This is a genomic window from Microcoleus sp. S36a_B3 (assembly GCF_036700745.1).
Classification (GTDB): Bacteria; Cyanobacteriota; Cyanobacteriia; order Cyanobacteriales; family Microcoleaceae; genus Microcoleus.
This window is the reverse complement of sequence record NZ_JAUBPN010000008.1, coordinates 79,079-96,264: the sequence shown is the minus strand read 5'-3', so window position 1 is coordinate 96,264 and position 17,186 is coordinate 79,079. Positions and strand designations below refer to the sequence as shown.

The window sequence follows — 17,186 nt, the reverse complement described above, 5'->3', positions numbered from 1 at the left end:
GTTTTTATGATGCTTTAAGCTGTAGCCTCGTTCGTGATGGCAAGGATTGCGGCATTTTACGAAACAAGCTTTTCGGAGGAGGTTGTGAATCTTTCTTGTCATTGTTTTGGCTTCTGTTATTCAAAGAGAATCAGAGCGCTGCTTTCTTGACTTTTTCCATATTCGGTGTCTACCTGCTTTCTCAACGCTTCAAACTCATCAAATAATTCAGTGCGGATGTACTTGGTATTCTTGAGACTAGATAGTTTGTAATAGGCGTGTTGCCATTGCTCAAAAGAGTTTAATGATGCGGTGTAGTACAGCAACCAATCGCAGTTATTCAGGTGCTTAAAACCCCATTGTTTATCCGTCCATTCGGTATTGCCATCCCTGCTATGCCAACACAGATACACCGCTCCAGGGAATCCTTTGAGTAGCACTATCTCGTAGAGGTTCCAGGCTTTCGTGTATTCGTGGCAAAGTTCTTCGTTGATGCACTCACCGCATTCATCTAAACCCATTTGAGCGCAATCTAACCCTAGGTTGCAGTGCATGATGACCTCTCTAACTTACTATTTGTTCTACCCTAGCGAGAGCTATTTTATTTAAATTACTTTTGTTTTTATGTTAACATTAAAGCCTGAGATTAGCCTCGATAACAAAGCGAGAATGTCAGGCTTTAATGTTAAGTTTACCGAACTCTCAAATGAGTCTCGCGTTCTCCGAATCGTGCAATTTCCTGAGCTGCGATATCTCCTGATTCCAAAGCTTTGCGGATAGCGCCATTATCTGCTGATACTTCAATGCGCTGAAACTGGGGAGGGAGTTGTGCTACTTGACAAGTTAGTTTGAGGGGCAATACTCCGCCGTTCTTGTTGATAGTTAAGTTGAAGCGATGCAGGTTTAGTTTCTTGACACCCTGAGCTTCGAGACACTTCTTGAGTTGTTGCTTCATCCAATCCACCCGTTGGCTATCGGTAGCTGCGAGTTTGTTCAAGCGCTCTGCTTCAGCTTTCCGTTGTTTGCTAATGGCGTGGCGGTTGGTGATGGCGGCGCAATAGTTATCAACTTTGGTGAGCCATTGCTCGTAGGTGCTATCCCGCTGTTCGAGTAGTTGCTGCACGGCTGCTTTTAATTCGGGTGCGATTTCTTCACCTTCGATGCTGTCGATTAGTTCATCAAAGTCTTCCAATTCGGCTGTGAGTTGGTGCAATGATTTACCGCGTACTCGTTCGTTGGCTCGGTGAATCTGGCAGCGACTATCCATGAGAGCGCGTTGCTGTGGGTTCATGTAATCCCGCGCTTGCTGTACGATTGAATTGGATTCAGGAGTATCGGAAGTGTCGTGCTGTGCTGTTAGTTGAGCTTTGAGAATGTTCAGTGTTTCTATTCCTTGTTCTGATGCTGCTAGTAATTGAGTGCAGATGGCATCCAATAAGGAAGGGTTGGGTATAGATTCAGTGGATGCAGTGGATGCAGTGGATGTCGGAGATTCTAGTAAGGCTGGTGATTGGGTTTTCTTTCTGGGCATGATGTTCTTCCTATTGTCGTCATTGTTTGTACCCATTGCGATAGCTTTTTTGTTTTAGTTTCGTTAGTTATTACTTATGCGTTATTATTTAAAATAAGGGAGTCGCCCCAAGTGCGGACTTGAGGCATGATTGATTAGAGGATTAGCGCAAAAGTTAGATTGGCGGCTACTAATTGAAACTGAGCTTCGGTTAGTCCAATGGTATCGCCGTCTTCGGTACAAGCAGCAGCAATTACTTGACCGCATAGTGCAATACTTCGGCGGGTGATGCAGGTTAAGGGTAATTTCTTGTGCAAGAATTCCTCGTCACAGATTAGGTCGATGTCTGGGTCAGTAAATTGATGGCGCAGGTATTCTATATACGCATCCTCACCTTCAATGCCAACTCGGTTTTGTAGGTCGGCTAGTTCCAACTTCTCTGCTACTTCTAACCGATGGATGCCTGTTTTGTTAATCAAAGCGTAGAGCATAGCTTAATTCCTATTGTTTTCAGCCATGCGATAGCCCTTTACTTTAAAATATTTGTATAGTTTGTATTAATATTGAATCTTGCAATGACCTTAACAAACGCCGATACGTTGACAGTACCCCGACACAAAGCTGCACTAAAACGCCAGGAATTGAGCTTACCTATGGCTGCTACTATTGATGCGGGGATTTTGTTGCCCCATCACGCACACTTGGATTATGGATGCGGTCGCGGTGATGATGTTCGCTTCCTCAAAGCCATGAATTTTCGTTCTCGCGGTTACGACCCTTACTACTTCCCCCGCACTCCCAAAAGAGCGGTTGATGTTGTGACGCTGCTTTACGTTCTGAGCACCATTGAAGTTCCCGCACTGCGGTGTGAAGCGCTCATTCAGGCTTACCAACTCATTCGCCACACTTTGGTGGTTAGCGCTATCACGGGGCGATCGAGGAATCATGCGGGTGTTGCTTACAACGACGGCGTAATTACCAAGTGGGGTACGTTCGAGAAGTGCTATTCACATACCGAACTCAAACACTTGATTGAAGATACTTTGGGCGTACCCGCGCGTTACCTGACTCACAATACCTACACCGTTGCTCACCACTCTCGCGCTCTTCCTTTGATTATCCACAGCAGCGATCGCCATTACTTAGCACAATGCCGCTCTCTGCTTCATTCCCAGCACCAGGAATTGAAGAGTGTTTGGATTCCTCCAGCCGATGCCATCATTGAAAAGCATTCCTCTATCCAAAAGGGTAAGCGCTATTGTTATTTTAGGTTGAAGTCGCGCTCTCGCTCTCTCCCCAATGGCAAGCTAACCATGCACCTGGGAACGGCTCACAGTCAGCGTTATTTGGATGCTGTAGGAGCGATGGAACGCAGGGACTTGCTTTGCATCAACGAACGGAGATTGGTGCAGGTTGAAGCTATAATTAATGGATGAGCGTCGAGAGTTGAGGATGGGCTATGACTAATGTTATTTCGATGAAAGATTGGGTACCGGGTTGGGTGAGGGATTCTTACCTCACTGAAGATGAGGTGGATACTTTTAATGCAGAGTACCGCCAATCTCAATTAACACAAGAGAATGTCGAAAGTGCTTCGGATAATAACAATGCAGCGCGGTTGGTCAAAGAAGCTGTGACCAAGTTAGAATCCATAGACCGAGCTAGTTTAGAGCAATGGCTGCACCGCCTTCCTGCTTCATTGTTAGTTGAATTAGTAAAAGTAGAAGAAGAATCAAAAAGTTAAAAAACTTTAATATAATGGCTTTCGCAGTGTTTGCAAACAAATAGTAATTCCAGGATAGTACACGATACAGCAGATTGGGATTGTAGGCAGTTGCTCTCACTTTGATTGCCATCACTCTCTGCATACACCAAGATTCTTTACTGAGGCTTGGTGTATACTCGTTTGTTCATTAAGTAATAAAACAGTTACTGTTAGTTTGATTGAGTGAACAACAGTATACACCAACGCTTGACAATGGAGCGTGGCGTATCCTCACATTTGGTCAAGTAAGCGGAAGTTGCTATTAGTTTTTATGTGAGCGCTCTAGTATACACCAAAGCTTTTGATAGAGTTTGGTGTATACTGCTTGTTTGCCAAGTAATGAAAGAGTTGCTATTAATTTTATTCATCGCAGCACAGCAAATACCCCACATTCCTGCTGTCAACCATTCCAGGCAAGTCACCCGCACTTCGAGATTTCCCTTGCCTTTAAAAGTAACGATGCCTAAATCCTCTACTAAGCCACCGCACGTCAAGCTGTTCTCGTTGTGGCTTTACCTCATCCCAGCTTGACTACCCACACATTCAAGCTCAACCGATGGGGATAGAACAAGCGGTTAGACCCTAACTACAGCGCTAGGGGATTTATATGCTGCGTTTGAATTTGAGCATCTCAGTTGTAAAGGCGATCGAGGTGAATTAGAGGGTATCACCCCTTACGATGCCTTGATCGCCTTCTCAATTCCTTGTGTTATATGGGTTTGGGTAAAAGCGATCGGGGCGATCAGGGCGATCGCTAACTCCTCACCTTTTTTATTAAGGGGTGTCTGTTGTTGTGAGAAACTACCCATACCCCTTTATTTTTTTAGGGAGTAGTACCCTGATCGCCCTGATCGCCCTGATCGTCACCCTCAAACCCTTGATTTTACGTTAGGTTTATGCCGATCAGGGCATAATGAGGGGTGACACCCTACGATGTACCCTGATCGCCTTAGATAATCCTCAAAGTATTGATTTAGCGTGGTATGTTAGCCGATCAAGGTAAAATCAAGGGTGAGACCCCCCACAATGCCCCGATCGCCCTGTCACTAAAAATGAGGGGTTAGACCCTTGATTAGTGTGAGTGTGATGGGATGCAGGAATGGACTCTACATAAACGAATCTAGTGATGCGGATTGATGTTGAATGAATTGTAGAGCCATCAAAGAGCTAAGAGAGTCCCAAGAAAAAGCTACCGCAAGGTGTGAAAAAAAGGAAACAATCAATCACAATTGTTTGCCCAACACCTCAGTTACTATCGCAGCTACTCCTAATTTGTTGGCTATGGCTTTTCTCACTTTAGGTAATTTACCCACAGGAATGTAGATACTCTTCACCTGCCACTTGCCATTGGTTTTAACTTTGTAGCGATAATGGTTTACTATGCTTTCACCCTTCCAAAAGCTGTACACCAACCCGCTGCCTCCCTGAAGTGTAAGCGTTTGGTGTATACTATCCGTTGCTAAAGTAATGGGAAAGTTGCTATCAGTCGTACTTACAGAGTTATCACATACACTGCTACTTAATAATGTAGTTTGGTGTATACTCTGAGTTAACGAAGTAACAACAGAATGGCTATCAGCTTTACTTACCGAGTCAGAGTATACACCAAGCATCGCAGCAGTCGGGATTTGTACTGGTTCACCTGTGGCAATAAATTCAAAGCGAATCACCCACACTTCGAGGCTGGAGTTGCCTTGAAAGTAGCGCTGAACGAACTCTTTGATGGAATCGCACATTCCTCCTTCAGCCTGCAAATCTACCTCTGGCATAGCTGCAAGTTGTTCTTTGTAGGGAGCGCAAAGTAAGCGACACCAACCAATTTGCTTGCCTCCGTAACGGATATCCCGATCTAAAGCTTTAACTAACTTATTGTGGTGGAAAGCGTTGATGAACTTTTGGGCGTGGTTGTCTTTCCAAGTGCGACGGGTCACTGTTTTATGGGGAAGGTACGGCAGCGTTTTCCCGAAGCTAATACCCAACCCTGACAGTGTAAATTCAGAAGTATTCTGAATCGATGATTCCGAAAGCTTGGGTGAGGTGCTGCACTTGTTTGAGGGTAATGTAAGCTTGTTCGGGGAAGAAGGTTGGAGTAAAGGTGTATCTGGCTTTGATTCAACCTTTGGTTGGGCTTGGGGAAGCGTACAAAGTTTGGATGTAGCCGTGGATGGGAATGCGGAAGTAGTAATGTCGGAGTACATATTGAGCCGTCCTCATCGATTTCTACAAAGTGTTCGACTGTGCAACAATTTAGGGCGGTGGATGCTAGCTCAAAACCGCCGATGCCGCTGAATAGTGAAAGCGTTCGCATCATCTTCGCTTCTCCTTTTTCGGAGTCACAATTGGGCTTCTTAAATTGGTGAGTTAACGGGTGTTAGTAATCCCTTAGCATCCTGAATTCCCGCTTCTAAGGCTAAGTCTGGCGTATCAAATTCGCCCTTTAACTCACCGAAGAGGGAAGCGCTGTAAGCCAACCGATAAGCGAACTTTTGGGAGTTAGTTGGCGAGCGCCACACTTCGACATAGTGCCAGCCTTTCAATGGCGTACTGAGCCAGAACTTATCCCGAAGAATTGGAGCCAAAACTTGCTTTGCTTGCCATTGATGATTGCAGTTGTCGCAGCAAACTTCTAAACTCTGGGGATGACGGCGATAGATTTCAGGTGAACGACAATTCGGGCATTGTTTGTTCATGATTAAAACCAATCCTCCGACTTGGGTGAAAATCTGTTGTGATGCTCTGAATGCGGTTGAACATCTGGTAATAAATTGAGCTGCTTGGGTTCGGGATTGGTGATTTCTAGCTCGGTATTTGTTACTGCCAAATCCCCAAGCGCCTCAGATTTCTCGCTAGCTAATTCAAGCGATCGGGCGTACACCGATGCTCCTAAGTCAAATAATCCCGCTTCATTGATTCTTTCAACCCAGTTACCGATACCCGACAAGCACTGGCTCCACAGATCGAACTGCTGCCACTGAGCGTTGAGAGCACCTGCATCCAAAGCCGACCAAGCTGCGATCGCCTCTTTCCACTTCTCGATATCTTGAGGAATTCGCCTCTCGAACTCTTCCCTCAATCCTTTGAGTCGCTCTTTCACTCCCGGTGTCAGTGCAGCAAAGATTTCAGGGCGCTGGTGGTTCGGTACGCCCAATTCCTTCACCGCTTCATAGGTTGTGCTGTGCTGGTTGGCTGCTTCGGAAAGCTGGAATACCCATTCGCCGATACTGAGCGATCTATCTGGGCGAGCGGGGGCGAGCGGGGTAGACGGCAACTCCTCACCTCTTTTCTGAGGGGGGGTGTCTTGTAGATTCGGAACATCCCCCACCCTTTCATTTGTTAGGGAAGCAGTATCCAAATCGCCCCGATCGCCTTGTTGATAAAAATCAGGTGTAAGAGGCTCCCTCTTTTGTTGTTCACTCCATTCTTCAAAAGCTAATAAACCACCTTCAGAGCAAAGGAATTTGGCACACCGCCACTCTGGTTCAGGGGGTTGGTGGTTTGGTTTACCCTGGTAGCCGTTAGAAGCATCCTCAGCGAGTGAAACATCGACCATGACACCGGCTAATAGGGTGATGCGTGTCCAGTGAGCGGGTTGTAACTCGCCATCTTTGCGATGCCTGGGTACGTGGTGTTGGGGGATTACTGTTTTGAGGTGGGCTATGAACTTGCTCATACCTCGGTTGTCCGAGTAACCGTGCGCTTTGCAGTAAGCGATAAACCAACTGTGGAGTTCGTGGTTTTGGATTTGGGAAACACTTTCAGTAGGTCGGAAGCACAAATCTATGAAGCTGCGTACTGGGTCGCCGTAGGTAGCGGCATCGAGTTTGGCAAGGCGGATGCGACTGTTCTTGGAAGGTTGTAGCAGCAGGGCATCGCGTTCGCTTCGGGGCATTGCCAGCGCCCAGGATACGATATCCGCTTTGACGGCAGAAAGTTTGTGGCGCAAGTAGGGGTCTTCCAATCCTTCCCGCCCTTTCGACAGCAATGGCAAACAGCGTCTATCCCAACCATCACCCGCATTCTCAATTTGCAGGTGGTCAACGGAAGCTGCAACAAAGCGGCAGTTCCATTCTTTGGTGTAGCCGCAGGATGAATAAAGGCTGCGACCCGAAAGTTTACCGTTGTCCACTAATTCATAAAACGGACGAATCCCCGTGATGTAACCCCCGGTGTCGGGGATGGTGTACAAAGATTTACCGGTTAGGTGTTGGTGGCGCGATTCTGGATTTGCTAACTCTGTAAAATCACCTGAATGCGAATCCTCCAAGCCAAAGATTTCACCCCAGAGCCTGAGTAGAGTTCCTTTACCCGAACCCGAAGGCCCGATGATGTGAATAAACTTGCCGTAGGGTGCGGTAGGGTCAATCAGCATGGAAGTGTAGGCTCTCACCGCATCCAATTGGTCTTCACCAAAAGCAGAAGTGATGAAATCTAGGAAAACTTGGGGGCAGGGGCGATTGGGAACGTAATCCGATTCAATGGCAGAAGTGAGGTAGCGAGTGGGGTCGTGGGGCAGGAGTTCCCCCGTTCTCATATCCACAGTGCCGTTCTGAAAAGCTCTAAAGTGCCTGTGTTGTGGAGGTTCTATGTACAGGCGCTTCATGGCGTACTTGAATGCGGAGTTGGTGCAGCTTTCACTAGAAAAGGGAAACGTTTCCTCCCATTCCCACTTGTTTATTTGTCGGAGTTTGAATACCTTTTCGCTGACTGCTGCAATCGCGTGTTCGCACCGTTTCTCATCCTGTCGCTGCCACCACCCCGCCCCGGTGTATTGATACATGGCGCTGTTGATCGCTTTGTAATGCGTTCCGAATACCTTCCTTACCGTAAAGTCATCAAACGTTCGTCCCCTGGTGTAGTAATTAAAGTCCAGACCCAACTTTTCACACAGACTGCGGTAAAACGCATCTCGCTTGCGGTCTGGACACTTGGTTACTTGCTCTGAATGGTCTTGATTGCCCGCATCCAATTCCTTGCCGAATTCCACTAACCATGGTGGCGGTGAACTACCCAACGCTTCACCAACAGTCGGCCAATAGAATATGTTGAGCGCTGCTGCATCCTTGATATGGGTTGCCCATTTAGTCGCTTCTAGGAGCACTGCTTGCTTGTCCGCATCGGTGTCACCCCCAGAGCTAGCTGCTATTTGTCGGGCTTTCCACCTCAACCCGTGCTGGGCTTTCTCCAAGTCGGTATGTTCCAACCAAGCATCGATGCCGTTTCTGAGAATGAACTTGTCCGGGTCGCCATCGCCATCTTCACCCACAGGCAATCGGGGAGCTACGTAAGGAACGATGCCCGCCAACATCAAAGATTTGATGCAGCTTTCAATCCCCTTATCTCCAGCGCTATCCGGGTCGAGGCAAATCACCGCTCTCTCGATACCCGAACGCCGTAGTGATTGCACCTGCTCTCCCGACAAACTAGCAGCGACACAAGCCACAACTCTGGTATCTCCCAAAGCTTGAGCCACCGCTGCATCGGTAACGCCTTCGACCACCACTACTTCTTTGTGACCCGCAGCGATTGCTCTATCAAAGTAAAGCGGCGATTCCTTCGTTGCCAACCACGCCCCCTCCTCATCCTTGGGATTCCAGCAAGCGTACTTCTTAGGCACGGTCGGTTCCAGCCAAGGTTGCTCTAGTTTCTGAGCTTCCGAGAGTTTCCCCCAAGCTCGGTAAGCTGCATCCCTCTCGCCCTTCCACCCCCGATGATGCTTTTTGAGGGGTAAAGGTTTTATCGGACAGTGACCGTACACAGTAAGCGGTTGACCCAATGCCGTGTGCCAGGGAAAAGTAACGTATCCCTCCCACTTGCGAGTCAACACGCCCGCTTCTTCAGCTATCTCTAAGTTGTGCTTGTGCTCTTTAAGTGTTGCTGCAACTTCATCCTTGCTGTGGTAATAGCCCAACCCCAACTCGGCGATCGCTTCTCGACTCATACCTCTCTCTGCAATCAGATGGTTGAGGGCGCTGGTTCCTTCTTCACTCCACAGCCAATCCCGACATTGAGCGTACACCGCTGCCAATATCCCCCGGCGCGCTTCCCATTTCGCTGCTACTTCAATTTCCCGCGAATTGAGTTCCCTCTCTGGCAGAGCTACACCGACTTTCAAAGCTATTTCCCGTAACGCTTCTACCCAATCAATGCCCTTGGGATGTTCCCAGCGATTCACCTTAATACTGTGGACATAAGCGATGGGGTCGCCGGCAAACTCGCATCCCGCATCGTAAAAGCGTAAAGTATCGGGCCACACCGCAAACGAAGTTCCCGACTTGCTTTTGCGGAACGGGCTGCCTCCCCGCCACTTCTGGGCGCTCCGCTGGAATGAGTGCGATGGATGGTCGTACACCAAGTCTGCCGTGAGTCGGGGCAGCACCTCCTGCTCCCAAAACCTCAATAAATTGAATTCTTTGGCGCAAGTGTTGCTAATTTCGGAAGAATCTGTCATGATGGAGTCCTTATTTGAATTAAATTGACCCGGCGTATTAACAGTGCTACGGGTTGTTTTTTTGTTCGGCGTGCTATCTTAGCTGATAGCCTCTAAATCCATTACCTTCGTGCTTACGCGAAGTATATACTAAATCATAAAGTACCGTTTGTTAACTTAACAAAGATTAATGATTAGAGAAGCGCTAAGCAAGACTCAGGATTATTACCGAATCAAGGGAACGCGCCTGGCAGAGGAGTCAGGGATATCGCAGCAGCATTGGAGCGAGTACCGGAACGGCAAAGCGGATGTGGTAACTGCGAAAGCTTCGGCCGCGCTGGAGGCAATGGAGAGAATCCATCCTGGTGCGATGCGCTACTTTTGCTGTTTGTTGATGAGTCAGTCCATCGGCAGCGACCTAAAAACGCTGATAGAGATAGCGGACGAGGAGGAACTCGAAGAAGCGTTCGGGCAAATTGGTAAGCGAATGTTTCGCAAAAATACCGCTGAAAGCGACTTTTCTAAGAGCGCCAAGTCTTCTGTTGCTCTGAAGTCTAAGTGACGGATGGACGCACGGAGCGATCGGTGATGCGACCGCCTGACTACTGCACCAGCGATCTGGCAGCAACCAGTTCAGCAAGGGAAAGTTCTTTCTTACCTGCGTTGGAAACACACCAAGAATCCAGCATCCGCCCGTACAGCATCGCAGTTTCATAAGCAATGCGGCTGTATTCTTTCCCTAGCTCCGAATCAGCCTCGCATTGGGGGATAAGGTCGATACCCATTGCCAGGTGGTCTAGGTCAATTTCACGGTGAACAACCCAATAGCGGTTAGTTCTGAGATTGATTCGAGCAAACACGGGAATCACCGCCGAGAAGAAATCGTAACTCACGCCCTCTGAAATCAAATTCATGGCGATGACTTGATGCGCGTAGGATTCCCGCAACACTGAACGAAAGCAATAAGCGCTAACCGATTGTGTTTCCAGGGTCGGAGCTATGGAATTTGGGTTTTCTCCATTTTGCAAAAACTCGTGTTTGTGCATCCAATCCAACAGCAGCGATGCGTGGTCTACCTCTTCCGTAGCGTGGTGAGCGAAACACCCTTGGTAGCGAAAGTCGCGGCAGGTGGCATAGCGCAGGGCTAACGCTGCCGTAAAATCGCTGGATTGATAGTAAAGTTGCCTGACCCAGCCCCGAACATCATCGGGATGCTGGGATGAGGCTAGTTGCGTGTAAAAAGACCCAGAAAGCAGGTTCTGGCGGTATTGCGCTCCCAAATCTAACAGCCACTTCATTGTTGGAATCCCCTACGAACAGATTATTGCAATCAAATGCGTATTTGGCATAATACGTTAGTATTATAGTGCAAGTCAATCAGTATATCTGCGGTAAATCCGTGTTGGAGGTGTGATAGGATGTCGTAACTAGACCCAGGGCTTGTAAGGATGGGGCGTAGCAAGTACGGATTAGTTAGTTGAGAATTTCTGATGCTGTCAATTTCAGAAAAACCGAAAACCCTAGAGAATGCTGGCATTTTGCTGGTCAACAGCCACCGACAAATGATAGGGGTCACTCCGAATTTGTTGAGAATTTGGAATCTGCCTGAAGTTATTGTCAGGTCGTTATCGGACAAACTGGCATTAGAATTTGTTTCGGAGCAATTTAATAATCCCCAAGTTTTCCTCAAGGATATGACGGAAATTTACGAGCAAACGAATCTAGAAATCAATGAAAAAGTTCAACTCAGGAACGGTCGCATCATAGAGCGCCATTCTAAACCGCTATGGATTAATGGATTTTACGCCGGTAGGTTGTGGATGTTTGAAGTTAATTAGTGTAAAAGATTGCAGAATATCCGCTCTAGCATTCTGTCTGGTAGTGGTTGCTTTTAATGACAGCTATGAATCAATAATAATATCAAAACAATTATGCCAAGTTGTATGACAAACCCGGTGTTACCGCCCATAGTTGTGGATACTGCTGCACCCATTACTATTGCACATCAAATCACCCAACAAATGAAGTTATTGATTGTACGGGGTCATCTCAAACCGAATCAGCCTTTACCGCCCATCATCCAATTAGCAAAGCATTTGGGAGTGAACCATACTACTGTTGCCTTGGTGTACAATGACCTGATTCATTCGGGATACCTTGAAGGCAACAGAGGTAAAAGAACGGTCATAGCGGATTCACCCTTGGTGAGACAGATGGTTGCCCGCAAAAACTTTTACGACTTGCTCGCTCAAGCTTTCCGTTCGGCATCGCAATACGGGTTAACTCCAGCAGAGTTTTCGGCAGCCGCTTACGCTCAAGCCGTACTTTTAGAGCGGCATCAGTTAAGTGTAGCTTTCGTGAACTTTTTCCCTGACAGTATCGATATCAGTGCGAGCCTTCAAGCAGCAACGGGATTAGCCTTGTTATCGATTCCTTGGACGCACTTAGAAGTTAAAGAACCCCAAGCTTTGTCACAGCTATTGTCCGCTGATTTAATAGTAACCACCATCAAAAACCTGTGGGATGTGGCTCAGATAGCAGACCCCAATAAGGAAGTAATCGGCATAGATATCAAGCCGGAGATGCAGCTATTGAGTTCTATTTCATCGCTACCCCGCAACACCAAGGTATTGTTTGTATGCGCGGAACAAAGCAGCAGTGAAGCGATGAAGCAAATTATTGACTATAACGCGCATCATGTAGTATCAAAAGCTGTCACCCTAGAATGGGTGCAAAGCAGTAAAGGTAAAGCGCTCAATGAATTTGAGTTGGTGGTGTGTTCCAGCTTGGTTGAGAGCGAGTTAAGTCAATATCTTCCCGAAACTTTGAAACTAATGACTTTTAGCATCGGCATTGACCCGGTGAATTTACTCGTACTCCAAGCCCGTTTGGCAGCGGTGGAAATGGAGAAAGTGGCGTAGCATTAGTTGATTAAATTAAATATTTGATAACCCTGTGAACCAACTTGAACTTTTCCCTGAATTTAAACAAAACGGTGCGGTTCGACAGACTCCACTAACGATGAATTCTGATGCCCTGCATTCTTGGAAACAGCGCATCTTTGAACACCAACAATCTGCTACCGAACCACCGCAGCAAGGAACGCTATTCGAGTTAGCACCGAATCCTTATGACCCGGATTCCCTCGACCCTTTTTCCCTACAACTGCACAACCTTTCATTCTGCGATAAACCGGATTGGGGCGACCGTACTTGCCTTTACTTCGTTATCGATAACGCGCTTCCATTGTTGTTGTACGTAGGAGAAACTCACCGCACTCCCAAGCAACGCTGGACAAATCACTATTGCCACGGTTACATTGCCAACTACATCGAACTGCATCGGCGTTATTCCCTAGATGTGAGTGTAGCCATAGCATTTTGGTACGGAGCGCCCGCTAATCGAAAAAAGCGGCTGCAACTAGAGTCCGAGCTTATCTACAAGTGGAAGTCGCCTTTTAATAAAGAATGCTGGCAGTGGTGGGGACAACCCTTTGGGAAGTGAAACTGCTAGCATTTGGTATGTTAAAGGTAGCTAACCATATAGGAACAATCAGCCATCTCGAAATAAAATATGGATCGATATTGGTTTCTATGACTGGCATATTTAGCCTTTTCTACCGTAAATCAGCAACGCCACTTTTGTGTCTCATTACTCGTATCACAGTTAATTTAAACAGGTATTTTAGTAATGCCATCTGAGCATCGACAATCTCTCAACTGGCTGTTGCAGCAGTTTCAGCCCTTGCCCGGTAAACCTGACATTATCTACGGCTTGCGTACCCTTTTGGCAGTGAGCGGGCCCATTGCAGTTGGCTTCCTTACAGGTCATCCTGCTGCAAGTGCGATCGCGGTGATGGGAGCTATGTTTGTTGGCATGGTCGATGTGGGTGGAGCCTATCGCCAAAAAGCAACTGTAATGCTCTCCGCAACCGTTGGCGTTACTGTCGCCTTGCTAATGGCGAATCTGGTTAGTAGTACCCTGTGGCTGGCTATTCCAACAACGTTCTTGGTGATGTTCGTAGCTGGCTTAGCTGGTCTATTTGGCACGAGCGCGGCGACGGTTAGCCTTGTGACATCAATTATGTTTATCGTCTCTCTAGCAAAATTCGCTTCGTTCCCCGATTTCTCTACTGTTCTCCTGCAATGTACGCTGTGCCTAGCTGGAGCTTTATGGGCGATGGTGTTATCTCTCTTATTGTGGGTGTTACGCCCTTATACACCTGCGATTGAGGCAGCCAGCAGTTGTTATGCGACATTGAGTAAATTTGTGAGAATGGCAAGCGAGATACCCTTAACTCTCTCAGAGCGTCAGAAGTGGGGAGAGCAATTCTTACAAGGTCAAGACAGCGTAATACAGGATTTGACCTCTGCCCGGAGTGTTTGGGGTGCTGTGTGGACGGGCAGAGAAACTGCTGACTTGCGCGGCAATCAGTTACTCGTCTTGATTGAGGATGTCAACCAAATTACTAATTCTATTGTAGCACTGGTGGAACTGTTAGTTATCGCCTCCTCTCGTCCCTTAGTTCAGCAGTTGCACGGAGAAATTCAGCAAGTGCTAGAAACATCGGCAACGGGTCTGCAAATCTTGTCAGATGCACTTGCTAAAGGAAAGAATGTTGTTCGCTTGGGAGATATAGATCGGGCAATCGAGGCACTAGAATACCAGTGGCAAGTCCTACACTCTCAAACCCTGAATCAAGCTAGTGTGGATCGGACAGATGACTATGGTGACTTAGTGAGTCTTGGCAAGATTGTAGCTAGTCTGAAAGCGCTAGCGGAACAAATTCATGCCGATGCCGAAATTGCCGCAGATTTACAACGGGGAGAAAGACGCAGCATCGCCCAGCTAAACATTTATCCCCCGATAGAGCCACAGCGTTCTTCAATCATTGACACGCTGCGGAACAATCTCACGTTTAATTCTGTTATTTTTCGTCACGCTTTGCGGCTGGCGCTAATAGTAACAACTGCCGAATTAGTAGCTTTGCTATTGCAAGTACCCACAGGCTATTGGGTAACACTCACTGCTGTAGTTGCCCTAAAGCCGAATTTTGGCGGTACTTCTCAGGCAACTGTGCAACGGGTGATTGGAACTACATTAGGGGGCATCTTTGGCATTACTTTAATCATACTTATCCACAATCCAGTGACAATATTAGTTTGCCTTCTCATACTTTTAGTCACTGCTATGTCGGTGCGAACGCTGAGCTACGGCATCTTTATCACACTACTCACTCCCGCAATCATATTGCTACTGAATGTGACGAGCAAAGGCGGCTGGGAGATTGGAGTATTACGCATTGTCGATAGCTTAATTGGAGGAATTTTAGCATTACTCGGCAGCTATTTGTTATTCCCCAGTTGGGAGCAATCGCACCTTCCAGCACAACTAGCAACAACGATTCGCTCTAATCTCGCATACTTTCAACAGGTTGCAGCTAGCTACATCAACCCAGAACAAAAGTGCTCGACTGAAACTATCAGAAACCTGCGTCATCAAGCGGCATTAGAGAATGCGAATGCTGCTGCTGCTGCTCAAAGATTATTCAGCGAACCCCGTCATGTTCGAGGAGAAGTCGAACCGATCGCGATGCTAATACTTTATATTCGTGCCTTTTTCAGCTCAGTCACAACCCTAGCAGAACATCAACGTAAATTTAGCGGAGACTACCAATTTGTAGATTTTCAGCGATTTACCGATGCGATTGTCCAAGTTTTAGAGAACTTAGCCAACGCGCTGGAACAGGGACACCCACCTCTAGCTTTACCGAAGCTAGATATTTATATCGAAGCCATTCACAACGATATTGAACAATTACATCTCACTAGGATATCAGAGTTGGCTACAAATCCAAGTTCTGTAACGTCAACGAGACAAGCTGTTCTCGAACAAACTCCCGTTTCCACACAACTGGATCGAATTGCCTATGAAATGAAATGTCTGCATTGTGCGATCGATCGCCTGCAAGCATCAGTTGATACGAGTTCAACTAAATAGTCAAATACTTTACCAAGGGCCATGCTTGGATACTTCTTTGTACCAACTATGAGGTCAAACAACCTTTTTAAAACATCCTCTAAGATTAAGCTTTATCTTTGAGTTCCTGCACCATCGCATACTAAGAAGTAGACGCATCTCCACCGACCAATGAAAAAGTACCTCAACCTCGCTAGCGCCCTCATCGCTTCCCTCAAACCCAAATCCCAGCTACCCGCAATCGACACCTACGGTCAACCCGCACTCACCGACGAACAGCAGCAAGCTCTGATGGAATGGTTGTTCGCCAGTTTGATGGGTGTTGGGTATTTCGCCAAAGCTCATCTCATCTGGGATGATGGCAAAGACAGAGAACGGGAGATATTTACCGCGTTGATGAGAAACGAGCCGATATTCCTGTATGGCCAAGGTTCCCGACCTACCCCAAACATTCAGGGATATTGCTGGCAATTGATTGGCGAACATCCCAGCTTGAGGATGTATCAGTTGGAGATGGAAATTGAAGGAGAGTAAAGGCGATCGATAGCTATAAAAACAAGAAAGCCCCAGTATTTAACCGGGGCATTGTAATAAACCATTACTTCAGCTTCAAAGCTCTTGATTGCACCTGAATGAGTAACCTTTCAGCAGTTTGTTGAATGGCATCATCGGGATGGACATCTTGAATGTCAATAAGTCGGATAGCCGTATCCTCAACTTCTTGCAGCAAGATTAATTCATCGGGAGTGAGCGCATTCCTCAAATCATCTGGATGAACGCCCAAGTCTTCCGCTAACCGCTTAGCTTTCCGTCCGAACACTACCAAAGTTACTCGCTGACTGGCATTGACGTAGAGCCATTTACGGTTGTTTTCTGATAATTCTGGATGGCGGTCGATGTAGCTTTTGATGGCATCGGTAAGGCGACGGCGGATGCGCTTGCCTTCTAGCCGAATCCTCAATAACTCTTGTCGGTCTTCCTCTGCTCGCTGTACTCCAAACGCGCTATCGGCACGCCGTTCGATCGATTCGGCAGCACACGCTTCTAGAATGTCTAACGCTAGTTCATTACCTTGTCGAGCAAACCAGCCCCAAATCAAAGTAGCATTATCGACTGTCAAAGCTTTGGCTGTTTTGACACCTCGGTTGCCTTCTTCATTAAATTTGATTGACGAGCGGTTTTCTAATCCAGTGAAACCTTTGCCCTGTAAATATTCTAAGCATTTACGGTTTTTCTTTTCTAACTCAGTTAACCAGTTTTTGGGAATCCCGATCGCCTCTGCTAACTGAGTCTGGCTCAGCACGTACCGACCGTCGGGCAGCATGAAAACCTCTAAGGGAATATTCCCCAAGTAAATTGTCGATCTTTCTGCTAGCATATTTGGTTGCACCTTTGCGAAACGGTGTATAGCGAGCGCTTCCTCAGATGTCCAGTCGGTAGAAGCGCTCGCTTTTAAATTATACTATAATTGTATGTCATACTTGTTGAAAGCTTGGTTAGTAGAAGTTGAATAAATAAGGCATACT

19 protein-coding genes are annotated in these 17,186 nt (G+C 47.0%); 10 read left to right on the top strand and 9 right to left on the bottom strand.

All coding sequences use genetic code 11. The features are described 5' to 3' along the window. Positions 1–116: 116 nt before the first annotated feature. The 3 genes from QUA01_RS11440 to QUA01_RS11430 all read right to left on the bottom strand — a co-directional run bounded on the left by QUA01_RS11440 (position 117) and on the right by QUA01_RS11430 (position 1,980). A complete protein-coding gene (locus QUA01_RS11440) occupies positions 117–533 on the bottom strand; it encodes a hypothetical protein (protein WP_333093595.1) in 417 nt (138 codons plus the stop codon). Positions 534–670: 137 nt separating this feature from the next. Beyond that, a complete protein-coding gene (locus tag QUA01_RS11435; RefSeq protein WP_333093594.1) occupies positions 671–1,510 on the bottom strand; it encodes a siphovirus Gp157 family protein in 840 nt (279 codons plus the stop codon). Between the two features lie 134 nt (positions 1,511–1,644). Then, a complete protein-coding gene (locus QUA01_RS11430; protein ID WP_333093593.1) occupies positions 1,645–1,980 on the bottom strand; it encodes a DUF3846 domain-containing protein in 336 nt (111 codons plus the stop codon). An 84-nt stretch (positions 1,981–2,064) separates the two neighbouring features. Between QUA01_RS11430 and QUA01_RS11425 the strand changes: the two genes are divergently transcribed. The 3 genes from QUA01_RS11425 to QUA01_RS11415 all read left to right on the top strand — a co-directional run bounded on the left by QUA01_RS11425 (position 2,065) and on the right by QUA01_RS11415 (position 3,785). Beyond that, the gene (locus QUA01_RS11425; protein ID WP_333093592.1) at positions 2,065–2,925 is read left to right on the top strand and encodes a DNA phosphorothioation-associated putative methyltransferase; all 861 of its coding nucleotides are present in this window, start codon (positions 2,065–2,067) and stop codon (positions 2,923–2,925) included. 23 nt (positions 2,926–2,948) lie between these two features. After that, a complete protein-coding gene (locus QUA01_RS11420) occupies positions 2,949–3,233 on the top strand; it encodes a hypothetical protein (protein ID WP_333093591.1) in 285 nt (94 codons plus the stop codon). A gap of 360 nt (positions 3,234–3,593) precedes the next feature. After that, the gene (locus QUA01_RS11415) at positions 3,594–3,785 is read left to right on the top strand and encodes a hypothetical protein (protein ID WP_333093590.1); all 192 of its coding nucleotides are present in this window, start codon (positions 3,594–3,596) and stop codon (positions 3,783–3,785) included. A gap of 143 nt (positions 3,786–3,928) precedes the next feature. Here the strand turns inward: QUA01_RS11415 and QUA01_RS11410 are convergent, their stop codons facing one another. After that, complete coding sequence (locus QUA01_RS11410; RefSeq protein WP_333093589.1) at positions 3,929–4,063, bottom strand: hypothetical protein; 135 nt, start codon at positions 4,061–4,063, stop codon at positions 3,929–3,931. A 414-nt stretch (positions 4,064–4,477) separates the two neighbouring features. Beyond that, complete coding sequence (locus QUA01_RS11405) at positions 4,478–5,185, bottom strand: hypothetical protein (RefSeq protein ID WP_333133154.1); 708 nt, start codon at positions 5,183–5,185, stop codon at positions 4,478–4,480. Positions 5,186–5,291: 106 nt separating this feature from the next. Between QUA01_RS11405 and QUA01_RS11400 the strand changes: the two genes are divergently transcribed. Next, positions 5,292–5,543, top strand: coding sequence for a hypothetical protein (locus tag QUA01_RS11400; RefSeq protein ID WP_333093625.1), 252 nt, complete (start codon positions 5,292–5,294; stop codon positions 5,541–5,543). A 59-nt stretch (positions 5,544–5,602) separates the two neighbouring features. Here QUA01_RS11400 and QUA01_RS11395 read toward each other — a convergent pair whose 3' ends face one another. Then, positions 5,603–5,944 carry a hypothetical protein gene (locus tag QUA01_RS11395; protein ID WP_333093624.1) on the bottom strand — a complete coding sequence of 114 codons (342 nt, stop codon included), beginning with the start codon at positions 5,942–5,944 and terminating at the stop codon, positions 5,603–5,605. Positions 5,945–5,946: 2 nt separating this feature from the next. Continuing rightward, a complete protein-coding gene (locus QUA01_RS11390; RefSeq protein WP_333133151.1) occupies positions 5,947–9,702 on the bottom strand; it encodes a toprim domain-containing protein in 3,756 nt (1,251 codons plus the stop codon). A gap of 169 nt (positions 9,703–9,871) precedes the next feature. Here QUA01_RS11390 and QUA01_RS11385 point away from each other — a divergent pair, with 169 nt between their 5' ends. After that, the gene (locus QUA01_RS11385; protein ID WP_333092478.1) at positions 9,872–10,243 is read left to right on the top strand and encodes a helix-turn-helix domain-containing protein; all 372 of its coding nucleotides are present in this window, start codon (positions 9,872–9,874) and stop codon (positions 10,241–10,243) included. A gap of 40 nt (positions 10,244–10,283) precedes the next feature. Here QUA01_RS11385 and QUA01_RS11380 read toward each other — a convergent pair whose 3' ends face one another. Next, positions 10,284–10,979, bottom strand: coding sequence for an iron-containing redox enzyme family protein (locus QUA01_RS11380; RefSeq protein WP_333092477.1), 696 nt, complete (start codon positions 10,977–10,979; stop codon positions 10,284–10,286). Between the two features lie 192 nt (positions 10,980–11,171). Between QUA01_RS11380 and QUA01_RS11375 the strand changes: the two genes are divergently transcribed. The 5 genes from QUA01_RS11375 (at position 11,172) to QUA01_RS11355 (ending at position 16,194) form a co-directional block, all read left to right on the top strand. After that, the gene (locus QUA01_RS11375; protein ID WP_333092476.1) at positions 11,172–11,519 is read left to right on the top strand and encodes a hypothetical protein; all 348 of its coding nucleotides are present in this window, start codon (positions 11,172–11,174) and stop codon (positions 11,517–11,519) included. A gap of 105 nt (positions 11,520–11,624) precedes the next feature. Continuing rightward, positions 11,625–12,602 (top strand): GntR family transcriptional regulator, encoded by a 978-nt coding sequence (locus QUA01_RS11370; RefSeq protein WP_333092474.1) that lies wholly within the window; start codon positions 11,625–11,627, stop codon positions 12,600–12,602. A 100-nt stretch (positions 12,603–12,702) separates the two neighbouring features. After that, positions 12,703–13,185 carry a GIY-YIG nuclease family protein gene (locus QUA01_RS11365; RefSeq protein WP_333092472.1) on the top strand — a complete coding sequence of 161 codons (483 nt, stop codon included), beginning with the start codon at positions 12,703–12,705 and terminating at the stop codon, positions 13,183–13,185. A 186-nt stretch (positions 13,186–13,371) separates the two neighbouring features. After that, a complete protein-coding gene (locus QUA01_RS11360; RefSeq protein WP_333092471.1) occupies positions 13,372–15,681 on the top strand; it encodes an FUSC family protein in 2,310 nt (769 codons plus the stop codon). Positions 15,682–15,831: 150 nt separating this feature from the next. Continuing rightward, the gene (locus tag QUA01_RS11355) at positions 15,832–16,194 is read left to right on the top strand and encodes a hypothetical protein (protein ID WP_333092469.1); all 363 of its coding nucleotides are present in this window, start codon (positions 15,832–15,834) and stop codon (positions 16,192–16,194) included. Between the two features lie 64 nt (positions 16,195–16,258). Here QUA01_RS11355 and QUA01_RS11350 read toward each other — a convergent pair whose 3' ends face one another. Next, positions 16,259–17,038, bottom strand: a complete 780-nt coding sequence (locus QUA01_RS11350) for a hypothetical protein (protein ID WP_333092468.1) — start codon at positions 17,036–17,038, stop codon at positions 16,259–16,261. Positions 17,039–17,186 lie beyond the last annotated feature (148 nt).